This window comes from Pseudomonas sp. c313, from assembly GCF_055407145.1.
This window is the reverse complement of sequence record NZ_JBUZRD010000008.1, coordinates 35202-48558: the sequence shown is the minus strand read 5'-3', so window position 1 is coordinate 48558 and position 13357 is coordinate 35202. Positions and strand designations below refer to the sequence as shown.

Sequence of the window (13357 nt, the reverse complement as noted above, 5' to 3'; positions counted from 1 at the left end):
GTGCTTGCCAACCGCTCAGACAGGTTGGCGGACCTTCGGGTTCTATCGGGAGAACCCAACCCCCAAGGAGTAAGCTTGCTCCTGCAAGGGGGTTAGTACAAATCTACTGGGTCCACATCCAGCGACCAACGTACTTGCCGCCCGCTGGGCATTTGCTCCAGGGCCAGCAGCCAACTGCTTAATAAACGATGCAACGGCGCGCGGGCGTTAGCCTGCAAGAGTAGCTGCGCGCGATAGCGACCGGCGCGGCGTTCCATCGGGGCTGGCACGGGGCCCAGTAATTCAATGCCGGTCAATCCCAGTTCACCGAGCAAACGTTCAGCCAGGCTGCACGCTTCATCGAGAAAACCCTCGGCTTGCCCAGGTTTATGGGCTTCAGCCCGCAGCAAGGCCAAATGGGAAAACGGCGGCAGCCCGGCGCAGCGGCGTTCGCTCAAGGCCTGTTCGGCAAACGCGAAATAGCCTTGTTCGGTCAGTTGAATCAGCAGCGGATGGTCGGCCAGGTGGGTCTGGATGATCACTTTACCCGGCTCCTCAGCACGCCCGGCACGCCCGGCGACCTGGACGATCAGCTGGGCCATGCGCTCGCTGGCGCGAAAATCCCCGGAAAACAGCCCGCCATCGGCATCCAGGATCGATACCAGAGTCACCCGTGGAAAGTGGTGACCTTTGGCAAGCATCTGCGTACCCACAAGAATGCACGGCTGGCCCTTCTGGATAGTGGCGAACAGCTGATTCATCGCGTCCTTGCGCGACGTACTGTCGCGGTCAACGCGCAGCACCGGATAGTCCGGAAACAGAATCCCCAGGCGTTCCTCAGCCCGCTCGGTGCCTGCGCCAACAGGACGCAGGTCGACTTTGCCGCACTTCGGGCAATGGCGCGGGACGCGTTCGACATGGCCGCAGTGATGGCAGCGCAACTCGCCGGAACGTTGGTGCACGGTCATGCGCGCATCGCAGCGGTTGCACTCGGACATCCAGCCGCAGTCGTGGCACAGCAAGGTCGGCGCAAAGCCTCGGCGATTGAGGAACACCAGCACCTGCTGGCCAGCGGCGAGGGTCTGGCCGATGGCTTGCTGCATCGGCCCGGAAATCCCGCTGTCCAGCGGACGACTTTTTACATCAAGGCGCAGGAAGCGCGGCTGCTTGGCGCCACCGGCCCGCTCATTCAGGCGCAGCAGGCCATAACGCCCGGTGTAGGCGTTGTGCAGGCTTTCCAGGGATGGCGTGGCCGAACCCAGCACAATCGGAATGTTCTCCTGGCGCGCTCGCACCAGGGCCAGGTCGCGGGCGTGATAGCGCAAACCTTCCTGCTGTTTATAGGAGCCGTCGTGTTCTTCGTCGATGATGATCAGCCCGGGATTCTTCATCGGGGTGAACAGCGCCGAACGGGTGCCGATAATAATGTCGGCCTCGCCATCCCTTGCCGCCAACCACGACTCCAGGCGCTCGCGGTCGTTGACCGCCGAGTGCACCAGGGCGATGCGCGCATTGAAGCGCTGCTCGAAACGCGCCAGGGTTTGCGGGCCGAGGTTGATCTCGGGGATCAGCACGAGTGCCTGTTTACCGGCTTCCAGGGTTTCGCGGATCAGTTGCAAATAGACTTCGGTCTTGCCGCTGCCGGTTACGCCTGCCAGCAGGAAGGCATGGAAACTGTCGAAGCCTGCACGAATGGCTTCATAAGCGGTGCGCTGTTCCGGGTTTAGCGGCAGTTCCGGCTGGGCCAGCCAGTGTTCATGGCGCTCGCCGGGGGCGTGCTTGCGAATTGCTACTTGGACCAAACCCTTGGCCAGCAGCAAGTCCAGGCTGTCCTTACTCAACAACAGCTTGCTCAGTAACTGATGGGCGACGCCGTGTGGGTGCTGGGCCAGGGTCGCCAGGGCTTCGCGCTGGCGTGGGGCGCGGGCGATGCGCGGGTCGTCCAGGCGTGCGCCGGGTGTCATTGACCAGAACCGCTCCTGGCGGGCTTCGGCCAGTTCGCCCTGGCGCAACAGCACCGGCAATGCCCAACTGAGGGTGTCACCCAAGCTGTGCTGGTAATACTGGGAAGTCCACAGGCATAGCTTGAATAATGAGGGTGGTAGCGGCGGCGTGGCGTCCAGCAGGGCCAGAGCGGCCTTGAGTTTTTCCGTCGGTACTTCGCTGTGGTCGGTGACTTCCACCAGAATGCCGATCATCTCTCGCCGACCAAATGGCACCCGCACGCGCATCCCCGGTTGCAGCTGCGACCGCAGCACGCCGGCAGGTGCGCGGTAGTCGAACAGGCGGCGCAGGGGCGAGGGCAGGGCGAGGCGCAAAATGGCGTCGGGCACGCGGGGGTTCTCATATGACAGGCGGTGAAGAAGGGCGCGAGCCTAGCAGACGAGTAGGGTGTTGGGTATGGCACGGTTTTCTGATGAAAGGAGCCTTTCTGATGGAAAACGACTTATGGTGCCGCTTGCGCGTTTAAAAAGGTCTGGTAGAATCCGCGGCCTAATTACGTGCGGTATTCAACAATAGTGTTGACTGGCGGCACGCTAGCCTGAGGAATACACCATGAAAGCCGATATTCATCCAAATTACGTTGCCATCGACGTTACCTGCAGCTGCGGTAACAAGTTCGAAACTCGTTCGACCTTCGGCAAAGCTCTGCCAATCGACGTGTGCAACGAGTGCCACCCGTTCTACACCGGTAAGCAGAAGACTCTGGATATTGGCGGCCGTGTTGACAAGTTCAAGACCCGTTTCGGTGCTTTCGGCGCTGCTAAAGTTGCTCCTGCTCCAGCAGCAGAGTAAGGCAAACGGCGTGGAAAGCCTGCCGGGCTTGTCCTCGTTGATAAAAAAGGCGTCCCTTGTGGGCGCCTTTTTTGTGTCTGCGATTTGGCTGGCGCCCGTTCAGGCCGAGGTATTTTGCCCCGCGCCGGCTGCTCTCGGTACCTTCGAGGTGCAGCGGGTGGTCGATGGCGACACGGTTCGGCTCAAAGACGGCCGCAGCGTGCGCATGATCGGTGTCAACGCGCCGGAAACCGGCAAGAAAGGTCGTTCCGACGAACCCTTCGCAGTGGCCGCGCGTCAGCGTTTACAAGGTCTGGTAGATGCCAGCGCCGGTCGGGTTGGCCTGGTGCTCGGCCAGGAGAGCAAAGATCACTACGGACGCACCCTGGCTCACCTCTATGGTGCCAATGGCGCGAACATGGAGGCGCAACTACTCGCCGAAGGCTTGGGTTTTCAGGTGTCCGTCGCACCTAATGTTGATCTGGTCGCCTGCCAGCAGGCGGCCGAACGTAGCGCCCGACAGGCCCGCCTGGGGCTATGGCGTCAGTCGCCGGTGCAGAAAGCCTCAGCGATCGAGCGTTCCGGTTTCGCAGTGGTCAGCGGCCGGGTGAGCAAGATCGAGCGCAATCGTGGCGGAGTCTGGATCGAACTGCAGGGCTCCATGGTATTGCGCGTTGCACCCAATCTGGCGGGCCAATTTGACAGTGCTCTGCTCAAGCGCCTTCAGGGCCAGCAGATCGAAGCCCGAGGCTGGGTGTTGGACCGTTCCCGCCGTGGCGGCCTGAAAAACGGTCAGGCCCGCTGGCTCCTGCCATTGACCGACCCCGCCATGCTGCAACTGGCACAATAAGAAAAAAGTGTAGACATTTTTTCGTATGATTGTGAACAGTTAAGCCCTTGTATCCCGTGGCTCTTGGCCGAAAGTCGCAGGGCCGGGCCCTTGACACCCGTGACCACCCAGTCTTGTAGGGGCTTTGCGACACGCGTATCCTCGGCGGTCCGTCGTCCAACAGTAAAAAGCGGAATGCCGATATGTCTGATTTGAAAACTGCCGCTCTCGAATATCATGCCTTTCCTCGTCCAGGAAAGCTGAGTGTCGAACTCACCAAAGCCACTGCTACTGCCCGCGATCTGTCGCTGGCGTACAGCCCCGGTGTAGCCGAGCCCGTGCGTGAAATCGCCCGCGATCCTGAACTGGCCTACAAATACACCGGCAAGGGTAATCTGGTTGCAGTCATTTCTGATGGCACCGCGATTCTCGGCCTGGGTAACCTCGGCCCATTGGCTTCCAAGCCAGTGATGGAAGGCAAGGGCGTACTGTTCAAGCGTTTCGCCGGTATCGACGTGTTCGACATCGAAGTCGATGCCGAAAGCCCGCAAGCCTTCATCGACACCGTCAAGCGCATCTCCATCACCTTCGGTGGCATCAACCTGGAAGACATCAAGGCACCTGAGTGCTTTGAAATCGAAAAGGCGCTGATCGAGCAGTGCGACATCCCGGTATTCCACGATGACCAGCATGGTACTGCGATCGTGACCGCAGCCGGCATGATCAACGCGCTGGAAATCGTTGGCAAAAACCTCGCTGACGCCAAGATCGTCTGCCTGGGCGCTGGCGCTGCAGCTATCTCGTGCATGAAGTTGATCGTGAGCATGGGTGCCAAGCTGGAAAATATCTACATGGTCGACAGCAAGGGCGTGATTCAGTCCGAGCGTACCGACCTGAACCAGTACAAGGCGATGTTCGCCCATCCGTCCGAGAAACGTACTCTGGACGACGCCCTGAACGGCGCTGACGTATTCGTCGGTCTGTCCGGCCCGAACCTGCTGAGCGCCGAAGGCCTGAAGCTGATGGCGGCTAACCCGATTGTGTTCGCCTGCTCCAACCCGGACCCGGAAATCGCCCCGGCCCTGGCTCACGCCACCCGCGACGACGTGATCATGGCCACCGGCCGTTCGGATTATCCGAACCAGGTCAACAACGTATTGGGCTTCCCGTTCATCTTCCGTGGTGCCCTGGACGTTCGTGCCAAGCGTATCAACGAAGAAATGAAAGTGGCTGCCGCCAACGCCCTGCGTGAACTGGCCAAGTTGCCGGTGCCTCAGGAAGTGTGCGACGCCTACGGCGGTATCAAGCTGGAGTTCGGTCGTGAGTACATCATCCCGAAACCAATGGATGCCCGCCTGATCACCGTGATCTCCGACGCCGTGGCCAAGGCCGCGATCGCGACCGGTGTGGCGACTCTGCCGTATCCGAAAAACTACCCGCTCAAGAGCGTGGATGATGTGTTCAACGGCTAAGTCGTTGTAGCGCACCAACAAAAAGCCCCGACTCGCAAGAGTCGGGGCTTTTTGTTGTGTGGCGGTGGACCGTCTCTTGACCGCTCCCACGCAAAGCGTGAGAGAGATCACATTAGAACAAATCGATCGGCGCCGCCTCATCCGCTGGCAGCGGGCTGCCTGGTGCGGCGCCATTGCCCAGCTCATTGACCGACGGCGGCGTGTCTTCGCTCTTGAACAGTTCGAAGTACGCATTCGGTGTGCCCGGCACAGCGGCGCGGCCACTGATCGGGTCTATCCGCAGGCTAAGAATGCCTTCCGGCTCGGCCTGGGTGTGGGCTGGCTTGTCCTTGAGGGCGGCGCCCATGTAGCTCATCCAGATTGGCAGCGCAACGGTGCCGCCGAACTCGCGACGGCCCAGGCTTTCCGGCTGGTCGTAACCGGTCCAGACGGTGGTGATGTAGTCGGCGTTGTAGCCGGAGAACCAGGCATCCTTGGACTCGTTGGTGGTGCCGGTCTTGCCTGCCAGGTCTGTGCGGCCAAGGGCCAGGGCTCGGCGGCCAGTGCCGCGCTTGATCACATCTTCCAGCATGCTGTTGAGGATGTAGGTGGTGCGGCCGTCGACGATGCGTTCGGCCACAGCCGGCGTTTGCGGGGCAGGCGCAGCGCCTGTTGGGGCTTCGCCCGGCGTCGGTTCGATGGTGATACCGCCGTTGGCTGGCGCTGCCAAACCATCCGTCGCGGCGACGCCATTGGGCACGCTCGGCGGGTTGGCGACGAACAGCGTCTCGCCGTTGCGGCTCTCGATCTTGTCGATCAGGTACGGCGTGATCTTGTAGCCGCCGTTGGCAAAGGTGCTCCAGCCGGTGGCGACTTCCATCGGTGTGAGGGTAGCCGTACCCAAAGCCAGGGACAGGTTGCGCGGCAGGTCCTGCTTGTTGAAGCCGAACTTGCTGATGTAGTCGATGGTACGGTCGACGCCCATCGCTTGCAGCAAGCGGATCGACACCAGGTTGCGCGACTTGTACAGCGCCTCACGAACCCGGATCGGGCCAAGGAAGGTGTTGGTGTCGTTCCTCGGTCGCCAGACCTTGTCCATGTACTCATCGACAAACACGATTGGCGCGTCGTTGACCAGGCTGGCGGCGGTATAGCCATTGTCCAGTGCGGCGCTGTAGACGAACGGCTTGAAGCTGGAGCCCGGTTGGCGCTTGGCTTGGGTGGCGCGGTTGTAGTTGCTTTGTTCGAAGGCAAAACCGCCGACCAGGGCGCGGATGGCGCCGTTCTGTGGGTCCAGCGATACCAGGGCGCCTTGTGCCACCGGGACCTGGCTGAATTTCAGGCTGTCGTCCTTCTGGCGCTGCACGCGGATCAGGTCGCCGACCTGAGCCACATCCGACGGCTGCTTGGGCATCGGGCCCATGCTGTTGGTGTTGAGGAACGGACGCGCCCATTTCATGCTGTCCCAGGCCACGTGTTCTTCGCCGGTGCGGGTCAGCACCTGCACGCCATCCTTCTTCACCTGGGTGACGATGGCTGGCTCAAGGCCGCTGATTGCGCGCTGTTTACCCAGTTCTAGGGTCCAGGCGCTGAGGGTCTTGCCCGGCAGGCGTGATTCGGGACCGCGATAGCCGTGGCGCTGGTCATAGGTGATCAGGCCTTCATGGACGGCGGTATTCGCCACTTCCTGCAAGTTGCTCGCAATGGTCGTGGTAACGCGGAAACCTTCGGTGTAGGCCTCGCTGCCATAACGGCCGACCATCTCGGCACGGGCCATCTCGGCAATGTACGGCGCACTCACTTCCGGCGTCGGCACGTGATAGCTGGCGTTCAGTGGTTCGGTCACGGCCGTTTCATAGGCGCTCTGGTCGATCTTGCCCAGCTTGTACATCCGCCCCAGGATCCAGTCGCGGCGCTCTTTGCTGCGAGCCGGGTTGGCCAGGGGGTTGAAGCGTGAAGGGGCTTTCGGCAGGCCGGCAATCATTGCCATCTGTGCCAGGCTGGCGTCACGAATCGACTTGCCGTAATACACCTGTGATGCGGCTTCGATACCGTAGGCGCGGTTGCCCAGATAGATTTTGTTGACGTACAGCTCCAGGATTTCATCCTTGGTCAGCTGCCGTTCGATCTGCAGCGCCAGGAGGATTTCCGTGGCCTTGCGGGAAAAGCTGCGTTCGCTGGTGAGGAAGAAGTTCTTCGCCACCTGCATGGTGATGGTGCTGCCGCCAGACTGAATGTGACCACTTTTTACCAGTTGCGTGGCTGCACGGACCAGGCTGCCGGGGTCCACGCCATAGTGATTGGCGAAGTTATCGTCTTCGGCCGACAAAAGGGCGTTGATGAAATTGGGTGGAATATCGGCGAAAAGGATCGGGGTGCGGCGCATTTCGCCGAACTCCGCGATCAGTTTTTCATCGCTGCTGTAGACCCGCAAAGGAATCTGCAACTGGATACTTCTCAGGGTCTCTACGGAGGGCAATCCCGGACTAAGGTAGAGATAGGCCCCGCTGAGAACGAGCAGCAGCCCGCAGACGATAGCGACAATGGAGTACCCGAAAAACTTCAGCAGACGAATCAAGGCTTTTGGATTTCCAGAGAAAAGAATGAGTTAGGCGTCGGGGCATGCACGGCAAACGATGGGTCGCCCCGACCTGCAGATAAAAAGCGGGAAAAAACGCTGGGCATTAAAGCATTTTTCAGCTTGGGGCGTCATGGGCGCCTCTCAATCAAACCGACCGAATGCGTCAATTCAGGCAGTAGCCAGCCCTGAGACAGGGAAAGCTTTAGGGAGTTTTATGGTAAAGGGATTTTTCAGGCGAAAAACCGATACCGTTCTCGGTATCGATATCAATGATGCGCAGGTAAGGCTGGTGGAATTGGCTCGCTCAAGCGTCGGTTACACAGTACGAACCTACGCCACCCAGTCTTTGCCGGGCCATGCAGTGATCGACAGCAATATTGTTGATCTGGAGGTTGTCGGGCAGGCGCTTTCCAAGGCACTGTTCCAGTCGCAAACGTCTGTCAGGAAGGCAGCGGTTGCGGTGGCGGGGCCGTCGGTCATTACCCGCCTGGTGGAGATGGACGCGGGGCTCGACGATGACGAGATTGCGCGTCGACTGCGGCTGGAAGCGGATCAGTACATCCCCTATCCGCTGGAGGAGGTGGCAATCGACTTTCAGGTCCAGGGCCCCTCGATCAGGGGGGCGGGGCGTATCAATGTGCTGCTCGCCGCTTGCCTCAAGGAGCAGGTCGAGGCCCGTGAGGCGGTGCTGGCCCTGGCGGGGTTGGTGACGCAAATAGTCGATGTCGAGGCGTTTGCGCTGGAGCGTGCATCCGATCAGGCCGTTGCCAGCATCACGCCGGGCAGTTGGATCAATGGTACACAATGGGCTGCTGATGCCCAGAGATTGCGGGTCGCTTGCGGTTTGGCCCTCAGGAGTTTCGATTGATGACAAGAATCAACCTTTTGCCCTGGCGCGAAGAACAGGCTGAGCGGCGGCGCAAATTCTTTTTAGTGTTTTTGCTGGTGAGCGCTCTTATTGCGCTAGCTACGGTGTGGTTGGCGGATCGTATTATCGGTCAGGCGATCGATCGGCAGGTGGCTCGTAACAACCACTTGAGCAAGGAAGTCACGGTGCTTGATTCGCGGATCAAGACTATCGACGAACTGCGCGAGCAACGCCGGCAGTTGATGGAGCGGATGAAGGTCGTGGAGGATCTGCAGGGTGATCGCTCTGCGGGCGGGCAACTGTTCGACCAACTGGCCCGTGCTGTGCCGGATGGGGTGCGGTTGCGAGAAATAACCGTGAGTGGGACCTCGGTCGAGATCAGCGCAACTGCAGCATCCAATCATGACGTCGCCCGCTTGATGCGCAACCTGGAGTCCTCTAGTGGGCTGCAAGCTCCCAGCTTGCGACATGTGCGGGCCGAAGAGACTGGCAGTGCCTTTCAGTTGATGGTTGGCCATGGAGAGTCCGGCGAGGCGGGGCAATGAGCCTGTCGTCGAGCCTGCCAAGGCTGACAACCCTCGAATTTTCCACGCTGTACCACAACGCCGCCCATTGGCCCTTGCCCCGCAAGATTCTGCTGGGTGTTGCGCTCGCCTGCCTGTTGCTGATGTTAGGCGACAGCCTCTACTTGAGTGCATTGCGCGAGCAGTTGCATCGACAGGAAGCCCGGGAAGTGACCTTGCAGCAGCAATTTGCCAATAAGGTCGGCCCGGCCGCCAATCTGGAGGCCTATGCCCGCCAGCTTGAGGTCATGCGGGGTGCCTTCGCTGAGCAGCTGCACCGGTTGCCGACGGCTACCGAGGTGCCTGGTCTACTTGAAGACATCACCCGGCTGGGCCTGGCTGGCGGATTAGTGCTCGAGGAGATCAGGCTGTTGGATGAGCAAGTTCAGCCGCTTTACATCGAACTGCCGATGCAGATCAGCCTCATCGGGGCTTATCACGACCTGGCGACCTTCGTCAGTAGTGTGTCGGGGCTGTCGCGAATCGTTACCTTGCACGACTTCGTCATCAGGCCTGCCGATCTGCAAGAAGGCTCGCCGCTGCGCTTGAACCTGCTCGCCAAGACCTATCGCTACAACGACCAGGGGGCATTGCCATGAGGTGCCTCAATGGTGTGTGCTGGTTCCTTTGCCTGGGGTCGCTGGCCGGGTGCGGCAATGGTACCGATGTGCAAGCGCTGGAAGCCCGTTTACACGCGATTCGCCAGCAGGTACCCGCGCTGGTCGAGGAACCTGTGGTCGCTGTCGTGGGGCTGCGCTTTGTCTACGATCCAGCGTTACTGCGCGATCCTTTCCAGCTGCCAAATGAGGTCCATCCAGTCAGTCGTCCATCGGGCCGGCCGGGGTTGAAGCCAGACTCTGACCGCCCTCGGCAGTTTCTTGAAGGCTTTGCCGTCGATGAGTTCGAGATGGTTGGCACACTGTCCAGTGGAGCGCAGACCTTTGTCCTGCTGCGGGGCGCTGCGGGGGTACACCGTCTGGCAGTCGGTGATTACCTGGGCTGGGACCATGGGCGGGTGATGGCCATCCACGAGGATCAAATCGAGATTGTCGAACTCTTTCCTGATGGCGAGGGCGCGTGGCTGGAGCGCTCGCGAACCCTTGCCTTGAACGTGCATTCATAACGGAATTCAAATAATGAAAAGGATTTTTTCGTCCTTCGGTGTGGCGCTATGGATAGCGTTCGCAGCACCGATGGTCAAGGCTGTGCCCAATCGGGTCGACCTGATTCACTTGCCGCCTCCCGGTGGTGCGCCCCTCAGTACCGAGCGCAGCGCGTTCAGCGGCGATAAGTTATCTCTCAACTTCCAGAACATCGAGGTCCGAGCCGTCTTGCAACTGATTGCCGACTTTGCCGGCCTCAACCTGGTGGCCAGTGATGAGGTGCAGGGCTCGATCACCCTGCGCCTCAAGGATGTGCCCTGGGATCAGGCCCTGGATCTGGTGCTGCAAACCAAGGGGCTGGACAAGCGCTTGAAAGCCAATGTGTTGCTGGTCGCGCCTGCCGATGAACTGGCTGCGCGGGAGTTGCTGGCGCTGGAATCGCGCCAGCAGTTGACCGAGCTGGCACCGTTGCGTCGCGAGTTGCTGCAAGTCAACTACGCCAAGGCGGCTGAGCTGGCCAAGCTGTTCCAGTCAGCGGCTGGCCTTGAGGGTGGGAGCAATGAGCGCGGCTCGGTGGTGGTGGATGATCGGACCAACAATATTCTCGTCTACCAGACCCAAGAGCGCCTGGACGAGCTGCGTCGTATCGTCGCGCAACTGGATATCCCGGTGCGCCAGGTGATGATCGAGGCGCGGATTGTCGAGGCCAATGTCGACTATGACAAAAGCCTGGGGGTGCGCTGGGGTGGTTTGATCCAGAACAAGGGCAACTGGAGTGGCGGCGGTATCAACAAAGCGCCGTCGGGTGAGGGCGAGCAACCCGAGGACTCGTCCAGTTCGCCTTTTGTCGACTTGGGTGCGGTCAACGGTACAGCCGGCCTGGGCATCGCCTTTATTACCGACAATGTGCTGCTGGACCTGGAGCTGACGGCCATGGAGAAAACCGGCAACGGAGAGATCGTTTCGCAGCCCAAGGTGGTCACTTCCGACAAAGAAACCGCCCGAATCCTCAAGGGCACCGAGATTCCTTACCAGGAGTCCACGTCCCAGGGTGCCACCTCCGTGTCGTTCAAGGAGGCCTCGCTGTCCCTGGAAGTAACGCCGCAAATCACCCCGGACGGCTGGGTGATCATGGAGGTCAGGGTTACCAAGGATGAGCCTGACTACCTGAACAAACTTAACGATGTGCCGCCCATCAAGAAAAACGAGGTCAATGCCAAGGTGTTGGTCAGGGATGGCGAGACCATCGTGATTGGTGGCGTTTTCTCCAATACCCAAAGCAAAGTAGTAGATAAAGTGCCATTTTTTGGCGATGTGCCGTATCTTGGCCGCCTTTTCCGGCGGGATGTGGTTTCGGAGAAAAAATCCGAGCTGCTGGTATTCCTGACTCCGCGTATTATGAATAACCAGGCGATTGCTGTGAGTCGTTGATTCTGTGCGAAATTTGATTCTTGTTGGACCGATGGGGGCTGGAAAAAGCACCATCGGCCGTTTGCTGGCCAAAGAGCTGCGCCTGCCATTCAAAGACTCCGATAAGGAAATTGAATTGCGCACGGGCGCAAATATCCCGTGGATCTTCGATAAGGAAGGCGAATTGGGCTTTCGCGACCGCGAGCAGGCGATGATTGCCGAGCTGTGTGGCTGTGATGGCGTGGTATTGGCTACGGGCGGCGGCGCGGTGATGCGCGATGAAAATCGCCGGGCACTGCATGCCGGTGGTCGAGTCGTCTATCTGCATGCGTCTGTCGAGCAGCAGGTCGGTCGAACCGCTCGCGATCGCAATCGCCCGCTGTTGCGTACGGCCGATCCGGCGAAAACCCTGCGGGACTTGCTGACGCTGCGCGATCCGCTGTATCGGGAAATCGCCGATCTGGTGGTGGAAACCGATGAGCGGCCGCCACGAATGGTGGTTCTCGACATTCTTGAGCGCTTGCAGCAACTGCCGCCCCGTTAAAGCCAGGCGCGAAATGCGCTATCCTCGGCGGCGCGTTATGACCGTCTGAGTTGTGGCGTAGAGCCATCAGGCAGCGTCAGATCGCTACGTTGCCGACAAACGTTAATGTAGGGCAAGACGCCTGCTTCCATCTTCAACGCGGGGACACATGCAGACACTTAAGGTCGATCTTGGCGAGCGCAGCTACCCGATCCATATTGGCGAAGGTTTGTTGGACCAGCCCGAATTGTTCGCACCGCATATTGCCGGGCGACAAGTGGCGATTATCTCCAACGAGACGGTTGCGCCGCTTTATCTTGAGCGTCTGAGTCGCAGCCTTGAGGCGTATTCGGTTATTTCGGTGATTCTGCCCGATGGCGAAGCGTTCAAGACCTGGGAAACTCTGCAACTGATCTTCGACGGCCTGCTCACTGCCCGTCATGACCGTCGCACCACCGTGGTTGCCCTAGGCGGCGGAGTTATCGGCGACATGGCCGGTTTCGCGGCGGCCTGTTACCAGCGCGGCGTGGACTTTATCCAGGTGCCGACCACGCTGCTGTCCCAGGTCGATTCGTCGGTGGGCGGCAAGACCGGCATCAATCACCCGCTGGGCAAGAACATGGTCGGTGCGTTCTATCAGCCCAACGTGGTGCTGATCGATACCGCTACCCTCAATACCCTGCCACCCCGTGAGCTGTCGGCGGGCCTGGCGGAAGTCATCAAGTACGGGTTGATCTGCGACGAGCCGTTCCTGACCTGGCTGGAGGAACATGTCGACGCCCTGCGCGACCTGGACCAGGTCGCGCTGACCGAAGCCATTTCCCGCTCGTGCGCCGCCAAGGCGTTGGTGGTCAATGCCGACGAGCGCGAGTCCGGTGTGCGGGCGACATTGAACCTGGGCCACACCTTCGGCCATGCGATCGAAACGCACATGGGCTATGGTGTGTGGTTGCATGGAGAGGCCGTAGCGGCCGGCACCGTGATGGCATTGGAGATGTCGCAACGCCTGGGCTGGATCAGCAGCCAGGAGCGTGATCGCGGTATTCGCCTGTTCCAGCGCGCCGGGTTACCGGTCATTCCTCCCGAGGAAATGACTGAAGCTGATTTTCTCGAACACATGGCGATAGACAAGAAAGTAATCGACGGTCGTCTGCGTCTGGTGCTGTTGCGCCGAATGGGCGAAGCGGTAGTGACCGACGATTATCCGAAAGAGATTTTACAGGCCACGCTGGGAGCGGACTACCGCGCCCTGGCTCAGCTTAAAGGTTAATAAGA

The 13357-nt window shown here is 60.1% G+C and carries 11 protein-coding genes and 1 pseudogene; 10 read left to right on the top strand and 2 right to left on the bottom strand.

Annotated elements, in window-relative coordinates; all coding sequences use genetic code 11:
- Positions 1-92 precede the first annotated feature (92 nt).
- Positions 93-2312, bottom strand: coding sequence for a primosomal protein N' (locus tag ACZRKZ_RS20235; protein WP_463969017.1), 2220 nt, complete (start codon positions 2310-2312; stop codon positions 93-95).
- Between the two features lie 223 nt (positions 2313-2535).
- On the opposite strand from ACZRKZ_RS20235, the gene rpmE reads away from it, so the two are divergent.
- The 3 genes from rpmE to ACZRKZ_RS20220 all read left to right on the top strand — a co-directional run bounded on the left by rpmE (position 2536) and on the right by ACZRKZ_RS20220 (position 5055).
- A complete protein-coding gene (rpmE, locus tag ACZRKZ_RS20230) occupies positions 2536-2775 on the top strand; it encodes a 50S ribosomal protein L31 (RefSeq protein WP_133101315.1) in 240 nt (79 codons plus the stop codon).
- 10 nt (positions 2776-2785) lie between these two features.
- Positions 2786-3604 (top strand): thermonuclease family protein, encoded by an 819-nt coding sequence (locus tag ACZRKZ_RS20225; protein WP_463982545.1) that lies wholly within the window; start codon positions 2786-2788, stop codon positions 3602-3604.
- A 182-nt stretch (positions 3605-3786) separates the two neighbouring features.
- The gene (locus tag ACZRKZ_RS20220; protein WP_149411257.1) at positions 3787-5055 is read left to right on the top strand and encodes a malic enzyme-like NAD(P)-binding protein; all 1269 of its coding nucleotides are present in this window, start codon (positions 3787-3789) and stop codon (positions 5053-5055) included.
- A 112-nt stretch (positions 5056-5167) separates the two neighbouring features.
- On the opposite strand, the gene ACZRKZ_RS20215 is transcribed toward ACZRKZ_RS20220, so the two are convergent.
- Positions 5168-7609, bottom strand: a complete 2442-nt coding sequence (locus ACZRKZ_RS20215; protein ID WP_463982634.1) for a penicillin-binding protein 1A — start codon at positions 7607-7609, stop codon at positions 5168-5170.
- Between the two features lie 220 nt (positions 7610-7829).
- Here ACZRKZ_RS20215 and pilM point away from each other — a divergent pair, with 220 nt between their 5' ends.
- The 7 genes and pseudogenes from pilM (at position 7830) to aroB (ending at position 13352) form a co-directional block, all read left to right on the top strand.
- Entirely contained in the window at positions 7830-8483 is a 654-nt protein-coding gene (gene pilM / locus ACZRKZ_RS20210) for a type IV pilus biogenesis protein PilM (protein WP_463982633.1), read from the top strand.
- The gene (locus ACZRKZ_RS20205) at positions 8483-9028 is read left to right on the top strand and encodes a PilN domain-containing protein (protein WP_463982544.1); all 546 of its coding nucleotides are present in this window, start codon (positions 8483-8485) and stop codon (positions 9026-9028) included. Before pilM ends, ACZRKZ_RS20205 begins: the two co-directional genes overlap by 1 nt.
- Positions 9025-9645 (top strand): type IV pilus inner membrane component PilO, encoded by a 621-nt coding sequence (locus ACZRKZ_RS20200; RefSeq protein ID WP_463969021.1) that lies wholly within the window; start codon positions 9025-9027, stop codon positions 9643-9645. The genes ACZRKZ_RS20205 and ACZRKZ_RS20200 overlap by 4 nt, the downstream gene beginning before the upstream one ends.
- A complete protein-coding gene (locus ACZRKZ_RS20195; RefSeq protein ID WP_463982543.1) occupies positions 9642-10169 on the top strand; it encodes a pilus assembly protein PilP in 528 nt (175 codons plus the stop codon). Before ACZRKZ_RS20200 ends, ACZRKZ_RS20195 begins: the two co-directional genes overlap by 4 nt.
- Positions 10170-10320: 151 nt before the next feature.
- A pseudogene (locus tag ACZRKZ_RS20190) lies at positions 10321-11580 on the top strand (type IV pilus secretin PilQ); the annotation flags it as partial.
- Positions 11581-11584: 4 nt separating this feature from the next.
- Entirely contained in the window at positions 11585-12103 is a 519-nt protein-coding gene (aroK, locus tag ACZRKZ_RS20185; RefSeq protein ID WP_017138567.1) for a shikimate kinase AroK, read from the top strand.
- A 148-nt stretch (positions 12104-12251) separates the two neighbouring features.
- Positions 12252-13352, top strand: coding sequence for a 3-dehydroquinate synthase (gene aroB, locus ACZRKZ_RS20180; protein WP_133101323.1), 1101 nt, complete (start codon positions 12252-12254; stop codon positions 13350-13352).
- Positions 13353-13357 lie beyond the last annotated feature (5 nt).